Source organism: Companilactobacillus ginsenosidimutans, assembly GCF_001050475.1.
GTDB lineage: Bacteria > Bacillota > Bacilli > Lactobacillales > Lactobacillaceae > Companilactobacillus > Companilactobacillus ginsenosidimutans.
The window spans coordinates 1,575,125-1,600,582 of the sequence record NZ_CP012034.1 but is presented as its reverse complement, the minus strand read 5'-3'; the positions used below and the strand labels follow the sequence as shown (position 1 = coordinate 1,600,582).

The window sequence follows — 25,458 nt, the reverse complement described above, 5'->3', positions numbered from 1 at the left end:
CGGAGGACAATAAATGCGTAAGCTATTATCAAGTGAATTGGCTCAGTTACATGATCAATTCATGCAAATGGGAATTAATACCAGCGAACAAATTTATCAAGCTACCAAGGCGTTTACGACCCATGATAAAAAATTGGCTAAGGAAGTAATTGAAAATGACCAAAACACTAATAGAGAGGAAGTCAGTCTCGAAAAAGAAGCTTTTGATTTTATTGCTTTGCAACAACCAGTGGCAACGGATCTACGAGTTATCATGGTTATTTTAAAAGCTAGTTCAGACTTGGAACGAATTGGTGATCATGCTGTTAGTATCGCCCAAGAGACAATTCGTGTGGACAAAAATGGTCGATTACCGATTGTTGAAAAACGAATTGCGGATATCACTGCAAAAATTCGAACCATGTTAGAACAAGCTTTGGACTCTTACGTTAGAAATGATCAAGAAGCTGCCAGAGATGTTGCTAAGGAAGACTTAAAAGTCGATAAGCAGTATATTACAACCAGAACTTTAATAACTAATGCTATGCAAAGTGATGTTTTACACGCTAACACTGGATCTAGTTATTTGATGGTTGATCGAATGCTCGAACGAATTGGCGACCACATTGTGAATCTTGCTGAATGGACTGTTTATAGCTCCACTGGAGAATTAACAGAACTAAATCAAGGTAAACATAATGACGAATTAATCAATCAATTGATTGATGAAGACAACGATGAAAACTAAAAAAATCACTTGCCGTTTTTGGCAGGTGATTTTTTGGTTTCTGATTGTGTAATTTCAAAATGAACTAATTGTTGTGCTCCATCTTTTCCTAACATGCTGGCAAGAGCTTTCGCCATTTGGCTATATTGCCGTAATAAATAATCTTTGTCCTCTAATCCAGCCATGAGTTTTACCTCTTTTCAAAAATTAAAGAACGTGTAAAACAAAGTGGAAGATTAACCAAACTAATACTGCGCCAATTCCGAGTCCGATAATAGCGCCAATGATAGACTGAACAATAACTTTTGATTTGCTTTGTTTGGCTGATTCAATAGGTTTTCCAGCGACGTAACTTATAACTTGTTTGAATGTCTTCAAATTAGCAGTATTGGTGACTTTCATAAATTTGAAGATAATGTATAGCCCAAACACTGTGGTGGCGCCAACTAATAATGAACCAATAGGAACTGACCATTTCAATACTAAGAGACATGCGTAGGTTAAAATCATGATTCCGATGATGCCAAAGCCTAGCCAACATATTTGAGTTTGCTTGATTTTGTTTTTCATCAGTGGAATATCCTCCTTAATTAGATCATCTAGAGAGATTTCAAAGATATCAGATAGCATTGTCAAACTAGTAATGTCAGGATAAGTTCGACCAGTTTCCCAATTTGAGATGGTCTGGCGACTAACCTTTAATTTGTCAGCTAAATCATCCTGGGACCAGTGATTGTTTTGTCGTAGTTGAGAAATGTTTTTTCCGATATGCATTGAATCTCTCCTCAGTTCTAATTAAGCACTCATAGTTAATGTAAGTCTGCCAAAAGCCTTTTACATATACAAAAAAGTAGTGCAACGCCGTTACACTACTTTACTATATCTTGTTCTTTATTTATTGCTGTTTGAGTAAGGAGACTTACTAAATCATCAATCAGCTCATCTGAAATATTAGGATCAGTTTGGAACTCTTCTTTGAGTTCTTGTCTGATTTGGTCCATCCGATTAGGTTGAACCACTGAAATGCCATTTAGCTTCTTAACCGCAGCGACCTCTTTGACAACATTAACTCGCTCAGAAATCAGCTTTAGAATTTGACGATCGAGACTGTCAATCTCACTTCTTAAAGAGACTAATGAATCATCTTCCAAAGAAAGCATATTAGTTAGTTCATGAACGATTTTGTTAGGACTCTTACCGTTAGTCATAATCACAGCATTAGCCACCTCATTATAAAGAGGTTGGCGGAATTCCCAACGGTCAGTCAATTCTTTCATCGAAAGTTGACGGAGTAGGGGACGGTCAGTGTCAGAAGACAAACGTTGCAAAATAGTTGCAAAATCGGCCTGCAAGAAAATAACCGTTGCACCACTGTCTTTGATAACTTGACGGTTAGTGTCAGATTCAATAATTCCACCACCAGTACTGATAACACCGGGACTAGCAAGGCGATTTTCGAGAATCTTAGTTTCCATTTTACGGAAACCACTTTCACCATTTGCGTTCATAAAATCATTAATGGAAGATCCAGTTTCTTTGACGAATTCATCGTCTAAATCTAAAAATTTCTGATTAGTAGCTTGGGCGAGTTGTTGTCCAACAGTCGTTTTGCCAGCGCCCATGAAGCCAATTAACATAACAGTGTCAGCCATTTTCAGACTCACCTACCTTTTTTCTAATTTCTTGAGCTTTAGATATTTTCTTATTTAAACCTTCATTGTCGTCGTTTGCGAGATCCTCACGATAGTCAGAAAGAGTTTGAATCATGTCATCCAAACCAGCCAAAATTTGTTCTTTATTAGAAACAATAATGTCAGTCCAGAGACTAGGGTTAGATTTTGCAATTCTAGTTGTATCAGAAAAGCCACCAGCAACACGATTTTGCCAGTTCAATTTGTTATCAGGAAGCATTTTATCAACGGAATCAGTCAGAGCATAAGCCACAAGGTGAGGCAAAGCACTAATAGCAGCAGTTAAATTGTCGTGTTCATCAGCAGATAATTGTTGGAAGTCAGATTCCAATGGGGCCAAAAGGTTTGTAACTTTCTCTGCCAAACTAGTGTCACCAATTAAGAAAAATGGAGTGCCTTTGAACATGTTTTTATCACGACCGACGATACCTTTTCTCTCTGTACCAATCATTGGGTGTCCACCAATGAAGTTAGGTAGTCCTTTGGCTGCTTGGAGAATTTCACCCTTAGTCGAACCGATATCCATAACAATTGTGTTTTCGCTTAAATTCATTTTTTTCAATGCATCCAATTGCTTAATAATTACAGAAACTGGAGTACACAAAATGATTAAGTCAGCATCTTGAGCAGTTTTTTCATTCCAAGTACCAACTTCATTAATTACATTTTCAGAGAGGGCAATTCTAGTTGTTGAGGGATTATCATCGATACCAACAACATAATAGTTATTGTCTTCTAATTTTTCGGCTAATGAGCTTCCCATTGAGCCAAGGCCATCTACGATTACTTTTGTCATGATTTTACGAGTCCTTCCAAGTTATTGAAAAATGTTGGATATGAGATTTTTACACTCTCATCATCATCTAAAGTAATAGTACCATTGGTGACCAAGGCTGCAATAGATAGCATCATCGCAATTCGGTGATCTCCGTGTCCAGAAACGTGAACTCCGCTACTGGCAAGCTTTGCGGGACCATCAATAATAAATCCGTCGTCTGTTGGAATTACATTTGCACCTAGCTTATTTAATTCTTCTTGAACCGTGTCAATTCGATTGGTTTCCTTAACTTTTAATTCGGCGGCATCTTTGATAACTGTTTTGCCAGTTGCTTGAGTAGCAGCTAAAACGATTACGGGGATTTCATCAATTAAGGAAGGAATGATGTCACCGCCAACTTCGACTCCATGAAGTTGGCTAGTTTTAACGGTAATATCAGCAATTGGTTCACCGAAATCAGTTTTCGTATCGATGGTAATGTCTCCACCCATATCTTGAAGAACTTTGATGATGCCGATACGAGTGGGATTAACCCCGACGTTTTTGATGGTCAATTTACTATTAGGAGTAATGAGACCGGCTACTAGCCAGTAGGCTGCTGATGAAATATCACCAGGGACCTCGATTTCAGTTGCCTGCAATTTTTGATTGGCGGGGATGTGAATCGTGTCGCCAGAAGTCTCAACTTTTACACCAAATTTTGGAAGCATTTGTTCGGTATGATTTCGAGTATGGAAGGAATCAGTGACGAATGTATCTGATCCAGCAGCTAAGCCTGCCAAGAGGATGGCACTTTTAACTTGAGCTGAACCTACTTTCAAAGTTTGATGAATCTCAGTGTCTAATTTTGACGCCTCAATTGTTAATGGCAAATGACCATGGTCGGAAGTAAAAGTACCTCCGATTTCGGATAAAGGTACAGTTACTCGATCCATCGGACGAGTTGAAAGGCTGCTATCGCCGGTAATCGTGGCGTTCAAACCTGCACCAGTAATTAGTCCGGTTAAAAGTCGGGTAGAGGTACCCGAGTTTCCCATGTCTAATGGCTGATTGGGGCTTTTCAAACCAGCAACACCGGTTCCAACAACTTCGGTGATGTTGTTATCTTTTTCGGTTATTTTTGCTCCTAAGGATTTCAAAACACTAATCGTACTAGAGACATCAGCAGAGTCTAAACGTCGTAAAACTTTTGTCGTTCCGGTTGCCATAGCTCCAAACATCATGGCACGATGTGAAATACTTTTATCTCCGGGAACTACGACACTTCCGTGTAGTCCATTGGCTGTTGTTGGTAGTTGTTTCATTTTGATCTCCTTAGGATTTGGTTATTTAACTGTTAGTCCTGAAACAAATTCAGGCATTTCAGTTAACTTAGTTGGGACAATGATAGGTTCTCCGATGTTTTTGAGTGCTACAAGATTCAATGTTCCGTGGTCATTTTTTTTGTCGTTTTTGAGATGGTCGAAAAACGCATCTGTACCGATTAGATTAGATGATGTTGGTAATCCAACAGATTCCAATCTTGTTTGAATTGCTGAGGTCACAGAAGCGGGTGTGACACCAGTTTTTTCGAAACATTGGGAAATAGTCACCATACCAATTGCAACGGCTTCACCATGCATTAATTTTCCGTCAGCGAGAAGCTCGATGGCATGTCCTAATGTATGACCGAAGTTTAAAATTCGACGGAGGTTGCTTTCTTTTTCATCTTTCATGACCACATTGGCTTTGAAATTGACTGACCGTTCAATTAAATCGGGTGCGTTTGATAAAATATCGTCCACTTTATTAATTTTTCCAGTCAGGTCGAAAAAGTCGCCACCTTCGAGGGCACTGCACTTAACAACTTCGCCGTATCCTTCGACAAGATTGCGTTCAGATAAGCTATTCAAGAAGATTGGATCGATGATAACTAAATCTGGTTGGTAGAAGGATCCGATGATGTTTTTGACTTTGCCAAGATTAACGGCGGTTTTACCACCGACGCTTGAGTCAACCATAGCAGTCAATGAGGTAGCAATTTGGATAAAGGCGATACCACGCATGTACAAACTTGCGACGGTTCCGGACAAATCACCGACAACTCCACCACCTAGTGCAATTACACCGTCACCGCGGGTGAATCCGTTGTCTGCCATGGTTTCGATGATTTCACCGACAAACTTTAAACTTTTCGATTTTTCGCCAACGGGTACGGTTGCGGTTATGACGTCAAAATCAGCTTTTTTCAATTCATTAATTGTTGTATGAAGGTATAAGTCGCCAACTTGTTCATCAGTAACCACGATGACTTTTCGTTTTGACCAAACCTCTTTAACGGTCTCACCAATTTTGCGGCCAAGTCCCATTTCAATTTTCACGTCATACTTTTTAGTAGGTAGAGTTACGGTAATCATTTATTTTTCTTCTTTCACTAGATTGTGGATGTCTGTAGCAACTTTTGCTAGATGATCAAATTGTGCTGGAGTTAGAGCTTGTTTACCATCAACGAAGGCTTCCTTAGGGTGGTTGTGGATTTCAACCATCAAACCGTCAGCACCAGCAGCGGCCGCAGCAAGACCAATTGGTTCAACAAATTTAGTAACACCAGCAGCGTGAGATGGGTCACCGATTACTGGGTAGTGAGTTAAGTCTTTCAAAACAGGGATAGCAGAAACATCGAATGTATTACGAGTGTATTTGTTGTCGAAAGTTCTAATTCCACGTTCCATCAAGATAATTTGATGGTTACCACCGGCAGCAATGTATTCAGATGCGTTCAATAAGTCGTCAATCGTAGCTGACATACCACGCTTTAGAACAACTGGTTTGTTAGTTTTACCAACAGCTTTTAACAAAGCAAAGTTTTGCATGTTACGTGTACCAATTTGGAACATATCAGTGTATTTGTCGATCATTTCTAGGTCTCTGGTATCCATGATCTCAGTAACCATGTCCATGCCTAATTTATCGGCAGCTTCACGGTGCCATTTGAGTCCTTCTTCGCCAAGACCTTGGAAACTGTATGGGTTTGTACGAGGTTTGAATGAACCACCACGTAGCAATGTAGCACCAGATTCTTGAACATCTTTACCCATTAAGAGAACATGTTCAGCTGATTCAATTGAGTCAGGACCAGCGATTAATGCGAATCCTCCGTCACCAATTACACTATGTTCAGTTTTGATAACAGTATTTTCTGGGTGGAAAAGTCGACTTGCTTGAATTGCGGCAGGGTGCTCAGTAATTACTTGTTCAACATTATCAATTTCGAAAGGTACGTCACCTAAAGCATTTTGGTCAACAAATCCGACACGATTGTTATGTTGGAAAACATGTTCCAATTTCTTAGCATTAGCTTGTTCCATTACTTTGTTAGCGTCTTCTACATTCTTTAATTCGATAATCATTATTATTCCTCTTTTTGTTTTAGTTTAGTTGTGAACCATTTCGGTCATAAGTTGTTCAGGTGCAGTTTGTCCAAACCAGATTTGAAAGCTAAGCACGCCTTGGGCTATTAGCATGTTTAATCCATTTTCAGCAGTCAATCCGGCATTTCTAGCGTTTTCCATGAATCTAGTTGGGAAATCTCGGTAAATAATATCAATCACGTGACAAGAACTCTTTGCCTGTAAAAAGTTTTCTTGGCTAAGGACGCTTTCATTGTCACGCATTCCAGCGTTAGTGGCATTGATGATTAAATCAGTATCACCTAGATCTTGTTCAATATCAGATAGTTTTTTAAGTTCAATCCCAAACAATTCTTGCATTTGTTGAGCGTGGCCAGAAAATCGTTGTGAGTTGCGATTGAAAACTTTTAATTCAATGTTGTCAGGTTTACTAGCGATAATTGCTCGTGCGGCACCGCCAGTTCCGATTAGAACAACTTTTTTAGGATCATTCTTAATTGTGTGCCAGAAGCCAGCACCATCAGTTGAAGTTCCGACCCACTTGCCGTTGATACGTTTAACGGTATTTACTGATTGGAGTTTTGCGGCAATTGGATCGACCTCATCTAAGTAGTTGATGATGGCCTTTTTATATGGCATGGTGACGTTAAAACCTTGGATGTTACGTAATTTAAGTTTCTTGATTTCTTCATCCATTTTTGTAGGTGCGAATTCAAAAGCTTTGTACATTGCATCAATATTTAAATTTTCCATAGCGGCATTTTGCATTCGTGGTGATTTAGAATGCAGTGCAGGGTAGCCGATTAACCCGTATAAAGCTTTTGGCATGTTATCCCACCTTTTCCATTTTGAAGAGTAAATTCTTAACTGATGAAACTACGTTATCAACTGTGAAGTCGAAGTCTTCGATAACTTCATCAGGTTTAGCTGATTCACCGAAAGTTTCAGTTCCAATGATCTTGCCATCAAGGCCAACAACATTTGCCCAGCCAAGTGGTGAAGCCATTTCGATAGCGATGCGGCGGCGTTGGTTGTTAGGAAGAACACTTTCACGGTATAAAATATCTTGTTGCAAGAACTTAGCTTGATCCGGCATAGATACAACTCTAGCAAAGATATTGTCTTTTTCTAGTTCTTTTTGTGCAGCTTTAGCTAATTCTAGTTCGGTACCAGTAGCAAGAAGGATTGCTGACAAGTTACCTTTTTCAAAGTTAGCAACGTAGCCACCACGTTTTTCTAGCAATGTAGCTGAGTTGTCAGCTGGCAATTCTTGAATGTCTTGACGGCTCAAGAACATTACGGTTGGGCGATTAGTTGATTCGATAGCCATCTTCCAAGCAGAAACAATTTCATTAGGACTTCCTGGTCTAACAACATTTAGGTTAGGGATGCTTTGAAGTCCAGAAAGTTGCTCGATAGGTTGATGAGTTGGTCCATCTTGTCCAACGGCGATTGAGTCGTGAGTGAAGATGTAGATAACAGGAAGTTTTTGCAAAGCACTCAATCTAATACCAGCTTTTAAGTAATCTGAGAAAACTGCGAAAGTTGAACCGAAGACTTTCAAACCACCGTGTAGGGCGATACCATTCATGATTGTACTCATTCCGAATTCGTGAACACCGAAGGGGATGTTTTTACCAGTTGGATTGTCGGCTGAGAAAGTTCCGCCATCTTCAATTTCTGTTTTAGTTGAGGAAGCAAGGTCGGCAGCTCCACCAATTAAGTTTGGAACTTGTTTGGCGATGTCGTTCATAGCAGTGTGACCAACTTTTCTACCAGCATCTTTTTCGCCAGGTTTGAAAGTAGTTAATTTTGTTCCATCAACTGAAACAGGAACTTCGAAGTCGTGGAGGATTTCAGCCTTTTGTGAAGATTCAGCTAATTCTTTACCCCAAGCGACATGTGCTGCATGGCCCCGGTCGAAAACTTTTTCCCGGAAGGAAGTTGTTACGTCGTCAGGAACTGTGAATGGAGCTTCATGCCAGTCTAGATTGTCTTCCAATACTTGTAGAGCATCGTCATTTAGTGGGGCGCCGTGAATTTTGTTGGTTCCTTGGTTAGGAGCACCTTCACCAATGATAGTTCTGATTTCGATGAATGCTGGATTTGGTGAAGCCTTTGCTTTAGTGATTGCTTCATCGATTGCGTCGATGTCATCACCATCTTCAACTAGGAAGGTATCGAAGCCGTATGCTGCGAAACGATCTCTTTGATTAGTTTTGAATGAGCGACTAGTTGGTCCATCCAATGAAACATCGTTTGAATCGTATAACACGACTAGTTTATTTAGATTATTGATACCAGCAAATTCAGCAGCTTCGTGAGAAATTCCTTCCATTAAATCACCATCACCGACAATTGCGAATGTGAAGTGATCCATCAAGTTACCAAATTTTGCCTCTAGTCTCTTTTGAGCGACAGCCATACCAACGGCCATACCAACGCCTTGTCCAATTGGTCCAGTAGTTGCATCAACACCAGGTGTTGCACCAAATTCGGGATGTCCTGGTGTACGTGAACCACGTTGTCTGAATCGTTTCAAATCATCCATACTTAAATCGAATCCTGATAGATGAAGGTGACTGTATAGCAGTGCTGAACCATGTCCAGCTGAGAGAACTAATCTGTCACGATTAATCCAATCTGGAGTTTCGGGATCAACGACTAAATGTCTTGTGGCTAATGTGTAAAGCATAGGTGCCACACTGAGAACGATTCCGGGGTGACCAGAATTTGCGTTTGAGATAGCTTCAACAGCTAACATTTTTAAAGCATGTATATTTCTCGTATCTTCATCCATAATAATTTCTCCTTTAGAATTCTTTGATTTCTTCTTTGTAAGCTTTTAGTTGTTCTTTTAATCTTCCTAAGTTGTCGCTATCGAACTTGTCTAAGATTGCTTTGGCAATTTCGATTGCTACCATACTTTCGGCAATTACGGCTGCGGCGGTAACTGCCGTTGTGTCTGATCTTTCAATACTTGCTTTGTGTTCTTCGTGCGTATCAATATCAACGGAATGCATTGGACGATATAAGGTAGGAATTGGTTTGACAACGCCTCTTACAGCAATCATTTCACCGGTTGTCATTCCACCTTCGAATCCACCAAGGTTGTCTGAGCCTCGATAGAATCCTTTGTCCTCTGACCAAAAGATTTCGTCCATTACCTGACTTCCAAATTTCTCAGCGTTGTTAAATCCGCCTCCGAAATCAACTCCCTTAAAGGCATTGATTCCAACAATTGCTCTGGCGATTTTTGCATCAAGTTTGTCGTCGGCAGTTACATAAGAGCCAAGTCCTGCAGGAACTCCTGTGGCGAAAACTTGAACAGTGCCTCCAACAGTGTTTCCTTCTTTTTTAGCTTGGTCGATAACTGCTTGCATTTTCTTGTCGGTTTCCTCATCTAAGGTTCTAGTTGGGAAACTTTCAGATACTTGGCGAATGTCATCTAGTTTCTTAAAATTCTCTAATTTATCTAAGTTAGTTTTTGCTGAACCGATGTTTAAAACAAATCCATGAACATCGATGTCTATTTCTTTTAGTAGTTGTTTTGCGACTGCTCCAACTGCCACTCTCATGACTGTTTCTCTAGCTGACGATCGTTCCAAGACATTTCTTAAATCCTTGAAGTGGCGATACTTCATGCCACCGACTAAGTCGGCATGTCCTGGTCTAGGTCTCATTACTTTTCTAACTGAATTTTCATCAGTCTCAACGTCGTTAGGTGCCATGATGCTGGCCCAGTGGTTATGATCGTCGTTGTGAACGTTCAATGTAATTGGCGAGCCCAGTGTTTCTTGATGTCTAACTCCAGAAAGAAATTTGACTGTGTCGCTTTCAATGACTTGGCGTTGACCACGTCCATAACCATGTTGGCGACGAGCTAATTCTTTATTGATGTCTTCTTCGGAAATGTGTAATCCCGATGGGATACCCTCTATAATTGCGATTTCCTCTGGTCCGTGGCTTTCTCCTGCTGTCATGTATTTCATTGAAAATTCCCTCTTTGGTTTTAGTATTTTTTATATTTATTCTTTTGTTACCAAGAAGTGCGAAGCACTTCTTGGTATGAAAAAAGCGGTCGATCAAGTGTTGGAATACACTTGGTCGACCGCTAATAAACAGTCAATGAAAAATTGTCCTACTCAACCAAGTGTAATTTTTATAATCACTCGATCAAGTAAACACGTTAAAAGGCTACTTTATCGAATGTGCCGTGACCGACACACCCGAAGGTCGCGATCACTCGTTGATAAAGTAGTAATACCATGAAGATGATATGCTTAACGTGTTTTGTTTAGCTGACAATTTCATTTCTTAGTCCTGCTTTCATAAATTTAATTAATTTCTAATTTTCATATACAATAGCACAGGAATTATGAGGTTGCAACAGCTCAAAACAAATTTTCATGAAAATATCGAGTGCCAAAATTAGATCGAATTAGTTTTATCCCTATTATTATAATGGTTTCGGCCTCTTTTTAGATGTGAAAGATAATTATAAAAAAAATTACTAAATTAATTTAAAAACTTGATGAGCGTCAATTTTATTTACCTCAAAACCCCATACAATGTGATTTGTAAGTTGAAAGGGGAACAAAAACATGAAATTTAATATATGGTTACAAAAACATCAAAATCAATTAACTGCTGTTATTGGTATCTTAATTGTTGCTAGTTTGTTCTTTACATATTTAGTTAAAATTGAACTGGTTGCTAACATCTTAATGATTATTGCCAGTATCTTAGGTGCTATTCCGATCGCAATTCACGCATTCTCAGCTTTAAAGAATAAGGTCATCAGTATTGACCTGTTAGTAACAATCGCTGTTATCGGAGCTTTCATAATCGGTGAATATATAGAATCAGCCGTTGTTACTTTCTTATTCCTATTCGGAAATTATTTGGAACAGAGAACATTACAAAAGACACGTTCCTCTGTTAAAGATTTGACTCAAATGGCACCAACACAAGCCGAATTAATAGATGATGAAGGAAATATTTCGACTGTAGATATTGACGACTTAGACGCCGGAGACCACGTTGTGGTTAAACCCGGTGGACAAATTCCTGTTGATGGAAAAATCGTTGACGGAACTGGATACGTTAATGAAGCTTCTATTACGGGTGAGTCTGCTCCAGTTGAAAAAGAAGACGGCGATTCAGTTTTCGCTGGATCACTAATTGATAATGGAACAATCACGGTCGAAACTTCGACAGTTGGTGAAGATACAACTTTTGGTAAAATTATTGAACTCGTTGAAGAGGCTCAAGATAGCCAGTCTCCTGCTGCTAGATTTATTGATAAGTTTGCTACATATTACACTCCCGCTGTTTTAGTAATCGGAATTCTAGTTTGGATTTTTACTCAGAATTTTGAGTTAGCCATCACTGTCCTAGTTCTTGGATGCCCTGGTGCCTTGGTCATTGGTGCTCCAGTTTCAAACGTTGCCGGAATTGGTAACGGTGCTAAAAACGGTATTTTGATGAAAGGTGGAAATGCGGTAAATAGCTTTTCACACGTTGATACACTTGTTTTGGATAAAACTGGTACATTAACAACTGGTAAGATGACTGTTTCAAAAATGGATTCATTCGGAACTGACAAGAATGCTGACATGGCAATCTTATCAGCCGTTGAAAGCAATTCAGATCACCCATTAGGACGTGCCATTACAAAATACGTTTCTAATGAAGGAATCAAAGATTTGCCAAAGATCCCAGAGCTTGATACTGTAAAAGGCCAAGGAATGGTTGGTTCAGACGATTCACAAGAAATTTTAGTTGGTAATGAAAGATTGATGCAAAATAATGGAGTGGAAATTACTCCAGAAAACAGAGCAGCAATCGATGCCAGATTAGACGACGGAGATTCAATCGTTATGATGGCAATTAACAAAGAAATTAGATTAATTGTTGGTGTTAATGATGAGTTAAGACCAGATGCATTTGAAGGACTCACAGCACTTAAGAAAGCCGGTATGACAAAGATTGTAATGTTAACTGGTGATAACAGATTGGCTGCTCAACGAGTTGCAGAAAAACTACCAATCGATGAAGTTCATGCTGAATTACTACCTGAACAAAAAGTTGAATTTGTTAAACAATTTAAAGCTGAAGGTAGAAATGTAGCCTTCGTTGGTGACGGAATTAATGATAGTCCATCACTTGCCACAGCTGATATTGGTATCGGAATGGGAACAGGTACTGACGTTGCCATCGATACAGCTGATATTGTCTTGGTAAAATCAAGTTTCAAATCACTTGCACATGCATATATTTTAGCCAAGAAAACAGTTGCCAATACTAAAGAAAACATCACCATTGCTGTTGGAACAGTTGCTTTACTTCTATTAGGTTTGTTAGTTGGAATAATCCAAATGGCAAGTGGAATGTTCGTTCACGAAGCAAGTATTTTAGTAGTTATCTTTAATGCGATGAGATTATTAAGATAAATTTGATTTTCTTGACATAGATCAATTTAAAACTCGCAAATAGGTACTATGATAGGTTTAACGATTAAGGAGGAAACAAATTATGGCAAAAGCAATTTTACAATTAGGCGAATTAACATGCCCATCATGTATGACAAAAATTCAAAAGGCAGTTCAAAATCAAGACGGTGTTTCTGACGTCAAGGTTTTGTTCAATGCTGGTAAAGTAAAGGCTGACTTTGATGAAAGCAAAGTTTCAGCTGACCAATTAGGAAAAGTTATTACTGAATTAGGATACGAAGTTAAGAAGATCAAAGTTAAGGAGGCTGCATAATGTCAGAACAAGCAACTATTGAAGCAAAGTTTCAAGCAGAACAAAAACAAGTCGATATTGACCACCACACACCAACAGCTGGAGCAATGACTAATCATGTTTTATCAAATCGTATGATTATGAATATGAAATTGCACCAAATTGAATGGTTCGTGAAAGGCCCAAATGCTGAAAGTTATAAAGCAGTAATCGGACAAACAATTTTTGAAAACTATGACTGGTATGAGAAGATTGCTGAGCAACTATTAGATGAAGGTGAGATTCCATCTTCGACAACTGACGAGTATAAAGAATATACTATGTTGGAAGAACACGGTGAGAACAAATATCTCGACGCAGACGAAATGCTTCAAACGGTTGTTGATGATTTCGTAACTGATAATATGTTTGTGACACGTGCAATTAAATTGGCTGAAAAAGAAGGCCGTCCAGCTTTCAACAAATTATTGATTGATTTATATGGCTGGAATAATCACCAAATCCGTATCTATCAAGCACTTCTTGGCAAAACTGCTACTGAAGGACTTGAAGACGACGAAGATGACGATGACGAAGATTAAATTTTTACAATAAGGAGCAATCACTATGGTAAAACTAGCCCACGAACACACAGATGAAGACTGTTTGTCACTTGTTACAATTTTTCAATCATTACCAGAACGCGATATTGCCACATTGGCAGAAATTGTTTCTGAGCATCACTATAAGAGTGGTGAATTCTTATACCATGCCGGTGACAACGCAGACTCATTGATGATCATTGCTCATGGACAGGCAAAAGTTTTCCAGATTGCTGCAAACGGTAAGGAACAAATGATTCGGATTCTCCAAACAGGCGATTTTGACGGAGAGGCAGCACTATTCGAAAACGACGAACGTAATAGTTTTGCCCAAACGTTAATGGATACCGATGTCTGTTCAATTTCCCGAAACGACTTCCAAAAGTTGATGAAAACTTCCCCTGAGTTAGCAGTCAACATGGTAAATGCTTTCGGACAACGAATCACACAACTCGAGCAACAAAACACTGAGGTAACGACTGCCAGTGTTGAAAGCCGGCTCGCCAATTACTTGTTAGAAACAAGTGCCGGACTCGATGAAGAACGATTTACACTCCCCTTAAAGAAGAAAGACATTGCGACCTATTTAGGCACAACGCCTGAAACAATTAGCCGGAAATTAACCAAGATGGCCGACGACAATCTGTTAGAAAATAAAGGATTAAAAGTAAAAATCCTCGATTCAGATGGATTAGCCATGTTGATATAGAAATATAAAATAAGCTCGATTTCTAAATGGAAATCGAGCTTATTTTTTTGAGTCAAAATGATTTGAGATTGACTGGTATCGGGCATAGGAGAACGAATGTGGCATGGTGGAGCACTCATTTTGTTGTTTTGAAGTAATGGGGTCTGGTATGTGTTATAGATGTAGGTAGACCAATTGATTCTTATTTTGAAAGATAGAAGATTTTTTTGAATATTCCTCGTAATTTCTAGTATCAAATTAAATAGAAATTACGAGGATAAAGTCGTTATCAATAATCAAAACAATGAAGTAGATATTTTGATAGACAAGTTGACGGATTGTTTGGAAGATTCAAGTACAGGTCAACGATATAAAACATATTACAAGGAAATATCGGTAAATATTCAATTTTCAAAACGGTTGAAGAAATTAGGCTGGAGATTTGATTGGGAAATGGAAAATAGGCCAGAAAATAGCATTATCCAATTATCGACAGTTGGATCAGACCAAATTCAAGGACTCATTTGTTTTGAGATTGATGATGGTTTTGTAAAAGTGAAATTAGTTGAATCTGCTCCGAAAAACATAGGTCACGGTAACGGTTTAGATGGAGTTGGTGGACACCTATTCGCCATTGCGGCTAGAGCAAGTGTTGATAATGGTGGTCAAGGGTATGTTAGGTTTATGCCAAAGACAAACCTTCGAGATTATTACTCTTCACATTTAAGAGCAGAAACTTTGCCTAATGGCTATATGATTTTAAATTCAGTGACAAGTAAATGGCTAGTAAATAAATATTTGGGAGATGTCGAGAATGAGTGAACGTAAATTAGATTATGAAAATATGGATTTGGATGAATTGATCGACGAGAATAATCGATTAATGTTAAAGTATCCACCACATGAAGAGACACCAGAGGAAAAGGAAAGATTCGTGAAAGAATTGAATAAATACAGAGAAGCACACAAAGAAGAAACAGCAAGGATTATGAAAGAATACGCTGAAAACAAATTTAATAAGAAATGTTAGTGATTATTTCTTTTCATTTAAGATAAATATGAACAATTACACGGAAAACTGCTGAGTGTGGTATCACTTTAAAATGCCGATTTTAATATTGGAAATGTCGAGAATGAGTGAACGTAAATTAGATTATGAAAATATGGATTTGGATGAATTGATCGACGAGAATAATCGATTGATGTTAAAATATCCGCCACATGAGGAGACCCCTGAGGAAAGGCAAAGATCAATTGACGCAATTAAAAAACATAAAGAAGAGCACAAAGAAGAAAATGCACGAATAGTAAAAGAATTCAAAAGTAAATGGAAATCATAAGTATTTAATATAAATTAGTTTAAATATGAACAATTACATCAAAAATATAGTCTTTTTCATTGAAACGTTTACTCGTGGTTTTACCTTAAAACAGTAGTTAAAATATTAATAAATAAGATGTTTTTTAAGGAGACGATTGTTCGTTATGTCCAAGGGAGAGGATCTAGTTAATAGTATTTTAATTCGCAAAAAGATTTCATTCGTTAGAGAAAAAATTTTTAAGGATTTAAAATCGCCAAATGATAGTTCGTTCTTACCGGTTGACTTTGCTTTGGATATTGGTGGGTCTCAAGCAATAGTTGAATATAATGGGTCACAGCATTACGCTCCAATCAACAAGACTCCAGAGGCCATGGATGCCTGGAATCGAGTTTCTAAAAATGGACAAGCGCGGATTCTCTATTGTAAGCAGTACAATGTTCCCTTGTTAGTAATTCACTATGGAGATTTTGAACGAGTTGAAGAGATACTTGAGAAATTTATTTTGGATGTGAAGGATAGTAAAACTGGAACATAGGCCAACTATACTAAACACTCTCGAGGTTATTTTTCAGGACAGCCCTATCGTAGATCTGATATCGTTGATGAGGTAGAAACAACCAAATGTATCAAGAAATATAAACAACTCTCCAATGTGTTTCAATTAAGTGCCGATTCAGTAATTATTTCAGCGCTGACATATGAAAATTTAAAAATAAATAACCAACATTACTCTGATAAGGTGAAAAAATATCAGTCTGTCGTCGGAGAATTTATTTTAAGAATTGGAAATCTTGAAGATACGGTTGAAGAATTGCAAAATGAGAATTCTCAATTGAGAAATTTGCTGGAAGATAAGAAAGCTGAACTTGCGGCAGAGCATGCTCAAAATAAGTTTAGTGGCAAATTTCGTGTGAGTGAGTCAAGAAATTCTAATTTAACTGATGAAGCTAGAGGCTTTATTAGTTCACTAAAGAAAAAATTTGGGACTGACTGTAAGTTGGTTCATGAGTATATTGACCAGAATTATCACGAGAATATTTCCGTGAAGACGATTCGAAAAATTTGTGGAGAATGAAATGTCGGGAGGCAAGTTTCGATGAATAATGATATGAAAGAGTTAGACGCATTGATAGCGGAAAATAACCGACTCTGGCATGGTGAAATCCATGTAGCAACTAAAGAAGAAATGAAAATACTTGCTGAAGAAGTCCGAGAGGAAAAGTGGAAATTACATTTGAGACAGAAAGCCAAATGGAATGAATAAAGACGCGAAGGAATTAGATGCTCTTATAGCTGAAAATAATCGGTTGTGGCACGGACAAGTACACGTTGTTACTGAAGAAGAGCGTAGAGCCCTTAACGCCGAAGCACGTGAAGCTCGAAGAAAACTATATTCGGAGAGAGAAAAATAAATTCACTTTATTAAAATTAAATTAGAAAACGGTGTTGACAATCAATCGAAGGACTCGTATATTTGTGTCAATTAAATAACTTGTGTTGACGAGAAGAGTAAGAAAATTATTAGAGTTGGATAGCGACCACTGTTAGTGAAAGAGTGGACTTAAAAGTTTTCCGAACATGAGCTCCGAGCAATTACCAATAGTGCAAGCTTGAGGTACGTGGGGAACACGATAAAATCCCGGGCATGTTTGTGCCTTAGAGGCGTTAGTGGCAACATTAACACGAATTTGGGTGGTAACACGATTAATAGTCGTCCCTGTACAGATGAATTCTGTGCGGGGGCGACTTTTTTGTTCAAGAAGAGGAGGAAAATTCTTATGACTGAATTTGATACAAAGTTGGTTCACGGAAAACCACAACATGACAATAATACAGGTGCTGTTAATGTGCCGATATATAATTCATCAACTTACATTTATCCAAAAGTTGGTGCCAAAGTTGATTACGATTACGAACGCTCTGGTAATCCAACAAGAAATTATTTGGAGGAGCAAGTTGCGTTGCTTGAAAATGGCGTCCGTGGATTTGCCTTTTCTTCAGGAATTGCGGCAATTCACGCTGTGCTTTCAATTTTTAAAGCCGGCGATCACATCATCATTGGTAAAGAAATTTATGGTGGAACATTCAGATTGGTTAACGAATTTTTCAAACGTTGGGATTTGAAATTTACTGAAGTAGATACCCAGAATTTGGAAGAAGTTGAACAAGCAATTCAACCTAATACCAAGGCAATTTACTTCGAAAGTTTTACCAATCCATTATTGAAAGTAACCAGCGTTAAAGATGTTTCTAAAATTGCCAAGCAGCATGGCTTGCTGACAATTGTTGACAACACTTTCTTAACACCATACTTGCAGAGACCTTTGGATTTGGGGGCTGACGTAGTTATTCATTCAGCAACGAAATACTTGTCCGGACATTCCGACGTCTGCGCTGGAGTGGCCGTTGCCAAGGATCCAAAGATTGCTGAGAAAATTTACTTTAACCAAAATAGTATTGGTGCTGTACTTTCTCCAGAAGATTCCAATTTGGTTCGTCGTGGGATTCAAACTTTGGGGGTCAGAATGGACCGACATTTGAGCAACGCAGCAAAGATTGTTAAGTTCTTGCAGAGTCGTCCCGAGGTTTCAAAAATTTATTATCCGGGAATCGAAGGTAGTCTCGACCACGAAATTGCTGAAGATGAAACGAACGGATATGGTGGCATTGTTTCCTTTGAAATTCGTGACGATTTTGATGCGACAAAGTTTGTTGAGGGGCTGAGGATAATTCAACTCGCTGTAAGCCTTGGTGCTGTGGAGAGTTTGGTTGAGGTTCCTTATAAGATGAGCCACGCTGAATTGTCAGAAAAAGATTTGAAAGCTGCAGGTATTAGTCACCAGCTTTTACGTTTGTCAGTAGGAATCGAAGATCCCAAGGACTTGATCAGCGATTTAGCTTGCGGATTTGAACAACTTTTAGCTAATAAAATAGTTTTGCGTTTGAGTAAGTAATTTACTACTACACAGAGAGTCGTGTTTGTTGAGAATCGACGATTAGTGATTACTGAATATGGTTCGCAAATTGATATGCATTAATGCGTCGGTTGCCGCCGTTATCGGGTGAAGAATTTTTTCTTATTGAGGAGTGCCTCGTGAGAGGTGCTCGAATAAAGGTGGTAACACGTGAGAACGTCCTTTGTCATTGTGACAGTGGGCGTTTTTTTGTTTCAAAATTACTGGGGGGATTTGAGGATGAAGATTAAAAAATTTATTGGGTTAATTGTTGGTGTGCTGGCTATTACATTTGTATTAGTAGGTTGTAGCAACAATTCAAGTAAGAGTGCCACAAGTAAGGATTATAAGTACGGTTCAATTACAGTTCCGGCCAAAGATGGTTCGGTATGTAATGCGCCTAATTACATTGCTTATGAAAAAGGATTTTTTAAGAAAAATGGTTTGAAGGCGGACTTAGTTGCTAATCCGCGCGATATTAGTGATTTGGAAGCTGGATTTGCTAGTGGTAAATATGATGCTCAAAATGGTGATTTTCAATATTTACCAGCAATTCAAAATGGTGCACAAATTAAAGCTGTCGGCGGTATCCATCAGGGATGTATCAAATTACTTGTTCCAAAGGGTTCAAACATTACTAGCGTCAAAGATTTGAAAGGTAAGACTATTGGTATTCCGGCTCAAGGTTCAACGCCTCAATATGTAACATCTATTGCTTTGACTCATGCAGGATTAGATCCTAAAAAGGATGTTACTTGGAAAGTATTTAGTACTGATTTATTGGCAAAAGCCGCTGAAAAGGGTGAAGTTGATGCCATTGGTACCGTTGATCCATATGCTTACCAAGCTCAACAAGAAAGTGGTTTTAAAGCAATTATCGATAATAATAATTCAACTGGTAGCGACAAAATGGCTGCCATGGGAATGAAGAAAATGGGCTCATGCTGTTATCTTTATATCTCAAATCGTTTAATTCAATCTAATCCAGCCAAGGCAAAAGCTATTGCCAAGTCTTATCAAGAAGCTGCTGAATGGATCAACAAGCATCCTGAAGAAACTGCCAAGATCGAACTTACTAAAGGCTATGTTTCTAAAACTAAGTTTATTAATCAGAAAAATGTAACTCAAATCATTAAGGATGAACATTTTCATTTGAACGTATCTCAAGGTAAACAAGATTTGAATTATTATATTTCCCAACTTAAAAAAGCTGGTTATTTGAAGAAGGATACTAAGAATTCTCAATTACTTAAGCAAGCATATTGGGATCCAAAATTGAGTGAGTAGGTGGGATGGAAATGGCAGATACAGCTACATCAACTAATAAGCAACCACAAAAATTAGCTGAAGAAGAAGTAACGGAAACTAAGTATTGGAAGCCCTGGCGAAGCAGTTGGAATATTGTCAGTTTAGTTACTATTGTGGCAGCTTATATTGAGAATCAAGTCGTGCCGTCACAGGAATTTGTCAATAATGGCGCATACAAAGTTTTCCTTGCGGCATACTTCGTTTATTTATTAGTCGTCTATGCTTTAGGAGCAGTTATTCACGGAAAAATTAGATTGTACAGTGGGCATTTTGCTCAACTCAACGCTTCATTGGGGTTGTTACTGATTATTCAAGATTTATTGACGGAAAAGTTTGCGATTATCAAACTACCATTTTTCGTTAGCTTCTCGCAAGTTTTAGACCAAATCCAGACAGATCATGCATTATTGTGGGCATCGACTTGGTCATCTCTCGGTCTCTGGTTGATTAGTTTCATCATTGGAACATTGATTGGAGTGGTTTTAGGTCTATTCATGGGAAGATATCGTCAGTTTAATTACTGGTCATTCCCATTTTTGAAAGTTATCGGTATTATTCCAGCAGCAGCCTGGATGCCGTTAACGATGGTGATTTTTCCAACTAGTTATATGGCAGAAATTTTTCTAATAGCTTTCTCTGTTTGGTTTCCGGTAGCATTTATGACTATTGGTGGTGTTCAGAGTATATCGGTAGATTATTTTGAATCCGCCAAAACTTTAGGATTTTCGGAGTCACAAATTATACGTAAAGTGGTCATTCCTGGAGCTTTGCCAAATATCTTCATTGGTATATACACGGCTATGGGACTGTCATTTACAATGCTGGTTATTTCAGAAATGATCGGCGCAAAAGTAGGCCTTGGTTGGTACATCAACTGGGCAAAAGGTGTTGGGAACTACACCCAAGTGTATGCGGCTATCGTTATTATGGCGGTGCTATTCTCAGTTATTTTCAGTTTGATCACAAAAATTCAAGAGTACAGTTTGCGCTGGCGCCAAGGGACTAATTAGGAGGTAAATTATGGCTCAACTTACGATAGATAATGTAAATCGAATTTTACATGATAACAATGGACAACGAATCAATGTCCTAGAAGATATCAACTTTAACGTTGAATCTGGTGAATTCATTTCCATAATTGGTCCTTCTGGATGTGGTAAGACGACATTGTTGCGATTGATTTCAGGCTTGGATACACCAGAACAAGGTCAGGTTACGGTCGATGATAAATTGATTACAGAACCTGATGTTTCAAGAGGCTATGTTTTCCAACATGGTAGTTTATTTCCATGGGAGACGATCAAAGAAAATATTAGCTCAGGTTTAAAAGCCGTCGACGGCCACAATTATGATAAAAAGTTGGTTAATCAATATATTGAATTGATGGGTTTGAAGGGATTTGAAAACGCTTATCCTCATCAGGTTTCCGGTGGTATGGCTCAACGGGCCGCATTAGCTAGATCAATTGTTTTGAAACCTGAATTATTGCTTTTGGATGAACCAATGGGAGCCTTAGACGCTTTCACTCGTGCGGATGTTCAAGATGTCATTCAACGGGTCTGGCAACAGACTAAAACTACGATGATTTTAGTTACTCACGATATTGATGAAGCTATCTATCTGGGTACACGTATTATTGTTATGACACCTCGTCCTGGTCGTATCAAAGAGATTGTGACAAATCCATTGGAATTTCCGAGAAATCGGACTAGTGATGAATTTTTACAATTTAGACGTGAAATTCAAGATAAATTGAATTTTGGTGTCACGGAATAAAAAAATGGATCCGATACAAATCGTAATGATTTGATCGAATCCATTTTTTTGAATGTTGCCCTATGGGTTGGTAAGCACACCAACTCTTATATGTAGGGGAGGATAGAACAGGCTAAACGATTGAATGTTCAGCTTGTTCTTCGTGGAAGTCCATCTCTTTGATACGTGATTTTCTTCTAAGGTAGAACAACATTGTCAATCCCATAAAGACTAATGTGATTGCGAATAATATTAACAATTCCGGCCAGGATGAATTGCCGGTCATCAAGGTATCTCTAAACCCGTCTACTGAATAAGACATAGGTAGCCATGGATGGATGGCATTGAAGAAACCGTTTGATAACTGAATTGGGTAAGTCCCGGCGGAACCACCCAATTGGAGAACTAGGAGAATCATACTTATGAAGGATCCTACTTTTCCTGCGACTAAATTCAACCACGAAACTATCTCCATGAAAGTAGTTCCGGTCAAGAATATCATCAATAATGTTGCGAACGGATGAACTGGTGCAAGTCCGTCAATCGTTGTAAGTAGCAAGTAGATCAAGAGACTTTCAAACAAGGCAAAACCTGTTTTGAGGGATGCTTTACTTGCCCACCAACCCATAGCACTGTGTGGGTATTTTCTAGGTGTGTACAAGTCGAACATCAGGTTAAATGCCAGTGCTCCAACGAATAGTGATACGGAAATCATATATGGAGCCATACCAGTACCGTTATTTGGAGCATCATCACGTTCGGTGTGTTTTGTAGTTGTTGGTTGTGCTACTTGGTCATAAGTTAACTTAGTAGGGTTAACTTTTGACTCTTTGGCACCGTTAGCAAGCGATGTGGTTAAATCAGTTGTTCCGTCACTCAATTGATTCAAACCAGTTCCCATTTGTGAGGATCCTGATTGAAGTTGTTGAGCACCGCTATTGATTTGCGTTGCACCACTAGCCAATTGACCAGCACCTGAAGTAATAGTAGCACCATTAGCATCAAGTTGTGAGAGACCAGAATTTAATTGGTTGGCCCCGTCACTCAATTGAGCAATGCCACCTGTAAGTGTTGGCACTTGTCCATTCAGTGAATTCAATCCACTGTTTAGAGAACTTGCGCCATTATTTAAAGTAGCATTGTTGTTCATCAATTGAACTGTACCAGCTGAAATTTGATTTGCACCTGAAGCAAGTTGATTGCTATTTGCTTGCAAGCTACTAATTCCAGTTGATAACTGTCCCATTCCATTCGATGCAGTTTGAATTTGACCAGTTAATTGTTCTGATGCGTTAGCTAACTGTTGGATGACAGTAGTTAAATCAGAAGAACTAACTGTAGCACTTGGTGTTGCCAAATTATTCAAGTCTGCACTTAAAGCATTTGCGGAACTCTTCAAGGCTGAGTTATCACTCGAACCAGAGTCAGAACTGTCAACAGCCGCAAGCATTGCAGCTTTTTGATCCTCAGTTAATCCTTGCTGGTCAGCCGTGGCAGAAAGCTTTTCTTTCAAAGCTGAGTTAGAATTTTGACTTTGATTGTCGATCTCTTGTTGAAGAGTAGCTAAATCTGCTTTGATAGCAGCAACTGAAGATGAATTGCTACTATCAAGTTGTCCTTGCAAGTTGTCGATTGAACCACTAACTTGGTTCAGTTGACCAGAACTAGTGCTACCATTGCCGATTTGCTTCAATTGTTGAGTCAATTCATTACTAGCTTGATAAATTTGACCTAAGCCTGAATTCAAAGTATCCGCATTGGTTGCCAGAGTTCCAGCACCGCTTGCAAGTTGACTAGTTCCGGAACTTAACGATGAAGCTCCGGAATTTAGTGAGCTGACGCCATTAGTGTAACTTTGTACACCAGATGCCAACGTGCCACTACCATTGGCTAACTGTCCAACACCACTAGCTAGGGTAGATGTACTTCCGTTTAACGTCTGCAATCCAGTTGCCAAAGTTTGACTTCCGGATGCGGCGGATGAAACGCCACTAATGTATGTGCTCAACCCATTATTCAAGGTTGTTGCTCCATTGGCGAAAGTTAGGGTGCTCGATGCCAGTTGGTCTAATCCAGTCGTCATCGTGTCGTTAGCTGACACTAACTTGGTCGTTCCGTCACCTAATTTTTTACTACCAGAGGCGGCGTCTGACATTCCCTTGCTTAACTTTTTAATAGAAGAGAACATCGTTTTCGAGTAAGTTTTGGTTACTTGTTGAGAAACACTATTTGCCGCTGACTGTGCAGCCGAGCTGGTCATTTTGGAGGCTACGTAGTTATGACCGGCACTGGTTTCATAATGCAAAACCATTTTCTCTGGTTTCTTATTCAACAAGGTTGTAGCGTTTTTGGAAAAATCTTTTGGTATGGTAATGACCATAAAGTATTTTCCATTATTCAAGCCGTCTTTGGCTTGCTTTTTCGAATTCAAGACTGTGAAGTCCATTGCTGATGACTTCTTTAAGTTGGTTGCTAGGTCTTTCCCAACTGCCAACTTGGTTCCTTGATATGTAGTCGAACGGTCCTCGTTGACCACGGCTACCGGAATATTTTCCAGTTCACCATACGGATCCCACATAGATTTCAAAAATGTTACCGCATATATAGAAGGAATAAAGATAATCGCAATAAGGACGATTGTCATGAATTTGTGCTTCTTAAGGTAATCCCATTCTGCACGAATCATTTATAATTCCTCTTTTTCTAAAATTTCATAATACACATTGTGTGTATTAATGATAATATAAGGTATAGATAGTAATTTCAACCACAGAAATTAAAAAAGTGGTAAGTAAGACAATATTTTTCACGAATTGAGGTAAGAATTAAATCATGGTAGTTGATAAGCGAGTACTCAGAACTGATAAAGCGCTTAAAGATGCCTTTAGAGCTTTATCTAAGACAAACAGTTATCACGAAATAACTGTCAAAAAACTTACAGAAAAAGCCGGAATTAATCGAAAAACCTTCTATTTACACTACGATTCAATAGATGATTTTTTGGACACATTCGTCAATGAGCTTTCAGACGAATTGCTAAAAATAATCACGGAACAAAAATACACCGACAATGTATTCGATCCCGGAGAAACTTTCGATGCCCTATTCGACTTCTTCGACCAATCCAGAGACTTCTACACCTTCATCCTAACGTCAGATGAATACAGCTTCATGTCCAGAAAAGTAGAAAACAAAGTAACAAAAGGCTTCACAGACGCAATAGAAAAAGCCTTCCACATAACCCACCCAGACGCCCTAATCAGCGCAAACTTCGTCGTCAGAAACACACTAATGCTGTTTAGGTTGTATGACCGTGGAGATATTTTGTTTAAAAAAGCTGAGTTTAAGGATTGTTTGATGAGACTAGACAGATCTGGACTCAAAACCTTTATATAGAGCGCAAAAAAGCACGCTCTTGAGGTAGAGTCGTAAGGCGCGACATAGCGGAGTGGGGTGCGTAACACCCCCGCAGCTCTGTCCGACTTAGGACCTCTACCTCAGTGCTTTTTTGCGCGTTTCGGATACATAAAAGTGAACAA

28 protein-coding genes are annotated in these 25,458 nt (G+C 38.8%); 17 read left to right on the top strand and 11 right to left on the bottom strand.

Going from position 1 to position 25,458, the window contains the following annotated elements:
- Positions 1-13 precede the first annotated feature (13 nt).
- Entirely contained in the window at positions 14-727 is a 714-nt protein-coding gene (gene phoU / locus ABM34_RS08205; RefSeq protein ID WP_048704886.1) for a phosphate signaling complex protein PhoU, read from the top strand.
- A 5-nt stretch (positions 728-732) separates the two neighbouring features.
- Here phoU and ABM34_RS13225 read toward each other — a convergent pair whose 3' ends face one another.
- The 10 genes from ABM34_RS13225 to aroC form a co-directional block, all read right to left on the bottom strand.
- Entirely contained in the window at positions 733-891 is a 159-nt protein-coding gene (locus ABM34_RS13225) for a hypothetical protein (RefSeq protein WP_157023275.1), read from the bottom strand.
- 22 nt (positions 892-913) lie between these two features.
- Positions 914-1,480 (bottom strand): helix-turn-helix transcriptional regulator, encoded by a 567-nt coding sequence (locus ABM34_RS08200; protein WP_048704885.1) that lies wholly within the window; start codon positions 1,478-1,480, stop codon positions 914-916.
- A gap of 95 nt (positions 1,481-1,575) precedes the next feature.
- Positions 1,576-2,358: a shikimate kinase gene (locus tag ABM34_RS08195; protein ID WP_048704883.1), complete on the bottom strand. Its 783-nt coding sequence runs from the start codon at positions 2,356-2,358 to the stop codon at positions 1,576-1,578.
- Positions 2,351-3,193, bottom strand: a complete 843-nt coding sequence (locus tag ABM34_RS08190) for a prephenate dehydrogenase (protein ID WP_048704881.1) — start codon at positions 3,191-3,193, stop codon at positions 2,351-2,353. Before ABM34_RS08190 ends, ABM34_RS08195 begins: the two co-directional genes overlap by 8 nt.
- Positions 3,190-4,479: a 3-phosphoshikimate 1-carboxyvinyltransferase gene (gene aroA / locus ABM34_RS08185; RefSeq protein ID WP_157023273.1), complete on the bottom strand. Its 1,290-nt coding sequence runs from the start codon at positions 4,477-4,479 to the stop codon at positions 3,190-3,192. Before aroA ends, ABM34_RS08190 begins: the two co-directional genes overlap by 4 nt.
- Before the next feature lie 21 nt (positions 4,480-4,500).
- Positions 4,501-5,571: a 3-dehydroquinate synthase gene (aroB, locus tag ABM34_RS08180; protein WP_048704878.1), complete on the bottom strand. Its 1,071-nt coding sequence runs from the start codon at positions 5,569-5,571 to the stop codon at positions 4,501-4,503.
- Positions 5,572-6,564: a 3-deoxy-7-phosphoheptulonate synthase gene (gene aroF, locus ABM34_RS08175; protein WP_048704877.1), complete on the bottom strand. Its 993-nt coding sequence runs from the start codon at positions 6,562-6,564 to the stop codon at positions 5,572-5,574.
- A 24-nt stretch (positions 6,565-6,588) separates the two neighbouring features.
- Positions 6,589-7,392, bottom strand: a complete 804-nt coding sequence (gene aroE, locus ABM34_RS08170) for a shikimate dehydrogenase (protein WP_048704875.1) — start codon at positions 7,390-7,392, stop codon at positions 6,589-6,591.
- A gap of 1 nt (position 7,393) precedes the next feature.
- The gene (gene tkt / locus ABM34_RS08165; RefSeq protein ID WP_048704874.1) at positions 7,394-9,364 is read right to left on the bottom strand and encodes a transketolase; all 1,971 of its coding nucleotides are present in this window, start codon (positions 9,362-9,364) and stop codon (positions 7,394-7,396) included.
- Between the two features lie 13 nt (positions 9,365-9,377).
- On the bottom strand, positions 9,378-10,556 hold the full coding sequence (gene aroC, locus ABM34_RS08160) for a chorismate synthase (protein WP_048704873.1): 1,179 nt from the start codon (positions 10,554-10,556) through the stop codon (positions 9,378-9,380).
- A 612-nt stretch (positions 10,557-11,168) separates the two neighbouring features.
- Here aroC and ABM34_RS08155 point away from each other — a divergent pair.
- From ABM34_RS08155 to ABM34_RS08095, 15 genes are all read left to right on the top strand, one after another.
- A complete protein-coding gene (locus tag ABM34_RS08155; RefSeq protein WP_048704868.1) occupies positions 11,169-13,019 on the top strand; it encodes a heavy metal translocating P-type ATPase in 1,851 nt (616 codons plus the stop codon).
- 82 nt (positions 13,020-13,101) lie between these two features.
- Positions 13,102-13,332: a heavy-metal-associated domain-containing protein gene (locus tag ABM34_RS08150; protein WP_048704866.1), complete on the top strand. Its 231-nt coding sequence runs from the start codon at positions 13,102-13,104 to the stop codon at positions 13,330-13,332.
- On the top strand, positions 13,332-13,892 hold the full coding sequence (locus ABM34_RS08145) for a ferritin-like domain-containing protein (protein WP_048704865.1): 561 nt from the start codon (positions 13,332-13,334) through the stop codon (positions 13,890-13,892). Before ABM34_RS08150 ends, ABM34_RS08145 begins: the two co-directional genes overlap by 1 nt.
- A 25-nt stretch (positions 13,893-13,917) precedes the next feature.
- Positions 13,918-14,601: a Crp/Fnr family transcriptional regulator gene (locus ABM34_RS08140; protein ID WP_048704863.1), complete on the top strand. Its 684-nt coding sequence runs from the start codon at positions 13,918-13,920 to the stop codon at positions 14,599-14,601.
- A gap of 297 nt (positions 14,602-14,898) precedes the next feature.
- Positions 14,899-15,402, top strand: a complete 504-nt coding sequence (locus ABM34_RS08135) for a hypothetical protein (protein WP_048704862.1) — start codon at positions 14,899-14,901, stop codon at positions 15,400-15,402.
- Positions 15,395-15,610: a hypothetical protein gene (locus ABM34_RS08130; RefSeq protein ID WP_048704861.1), complete on the top strand. Its 216-nt coding sequence runs from the start codon at positions 15,395-15,397 to the stop codon at positions 15,608-15,610. The genes ABM34_RS08135 and ABM34_RS08130 overlap by 8 nt, the downstream gene beginning before the upstream one ends.
- A gap of 103 nt (positions 15,611-15,713) precedes the next feature.
- Positions 15,714-15,920 carry a hypothetical protein gene (locus ABM34_RS08125; RefSeq protein ID WP_048704859.1) on the top strand — a complete coding sequence of 69 codons (207 nt, stop codon included), beginning with the start codon at positions 15,714-15,716 and terminating at the stop codon, positions 15,918-15,920.
- A gap of 145 nt (positions 15,921-16,065) precedes the next feature.
- On the top strand, positions 16,066-16,437 hold the full coding sequence (locus tag ABM34_RS08120; protein ID WP_048704858.1) for a hypothetical protein: 372 nt from the start codon (positions 16,066-16,068) through the stop codon (positions 16,435-16,437).
- Positions 16,438-16,554: 117 nt separating this feature from the next.
- The gene (locus ABM34_RS08115; RefSeq protein ID WP_048704856.1) at positions 16,555-16,977 is read left to right on the top strand and encodes a hypothetical protein; all 423 of its coding nucleotides are present in this window, start codon (positions 16,555-16,557) and stop codon (positions 16,975-16,977) included.
- 21 nt (positions 16,978-16,998) lie between these two features.
- Complete coding sequence (locus ABM34_RS13220; protein WP_157023270.1) at positions 16,999-17,166, top strand: hypothetical protein; 168 nt, start codon at positions 16,999-17,001, stop codon at positions 17,164-17,166.
- On the top strand, positions 17,159-17,314 hold the full coding sequence (locus tag ABM34_RS13215; protein ID WP_157023268.1) for a hypothetical protein: 156 nt from the start codon (positions 17,159-17,161) through the stop codon (positions 17,312-17,314). Before ABM34_RS13220 ends, ABM34_RS13215 begins: the two co-directional genes overlap by 8 nt.
- A 366-nt stretch (positions 17,315-17,680) precedes the next feature.
- Complete coding sequence (locus ABM34_RS08110; RefSeq protein ID WP_048704853.1) at positions 17,681-18,856, top strand: trans-sulfuration enzyme family protein; 1,176 nt, start codon at positions 17,681-17,683, stop codon at positions 18,854-18,856.
- Between the two features lie 240 nt (positions 18,857-19,096).
- Positions 19,097-20,143 carry an ABC transporter substrate-binding protein gene (locus tag ABM34_RS08105; protein ID WP_048704851.1) on the top strand — a complete coding sequence of 349 codons (1,047 nt, stop codon included), beginning with the start codon at positions 19,097-19,099 and terminating at the stop codon, positions 20,141-20,143.
- 11 nt (positions 20,144-20,154) lie between these two features.
- Entirely contained in the window at positions 20,155-21,174 is a 1,020-nt protein-coding gene (locus ABM34_RS08100; protein ID WP_048704850.1) for an ABC transporter permease, read from the top strand.
- A gap of 10 nt (positions 21,175-21,184) precedes the next feature.
- Positions 21,185-21,940, top strand: a complete 756-nt coding sequence (locus ABM34_RS08095; protein WP_048704848.1) for an ABC transporter ATP-binding protein — start codon at positions 21,185-21,187, stop codon at positions 21,938-21,940.
- Positions 21,941-22,052: 112 nt separating this feature from the next.
- Here ABM34_RS08095 and ABM34_RS08090 read toward each other — a convergent pair whose 3' ends face one another.
- The gene (locus ABM34_RS08090) at positions 22,053-24,605 is read right to left on the bottom strand and encodes a YhgE/Pip domain-containing protein (RefSeq protein WP_048704847.1); all 2,553 of its coding nucleotides are present in this window, start codon (positions 24,603-24,605) and stop codon (positions 22,053-22,055) included.
- 146 nt (positions 24,606-24,751) lie between these two features.
- Here ABM34_RS08090 and ABM34_RS08085 point away from each other — a divergent pair, with 146 nt between their 5' ends.
- Positions 24,752-25,315, top strand: a complete 564-nt coding sequence (locus ABM34_RS08085) for a TetR/AcrR family transcriptional regulator (protein ID WP_048704845.1) — start codon at positions 24,752-24,754, stop codon at positions 25,313-25,315.
- The last annotated feature ends 143 nt before the right edge of the window (positions 25,316-25,458 follow it).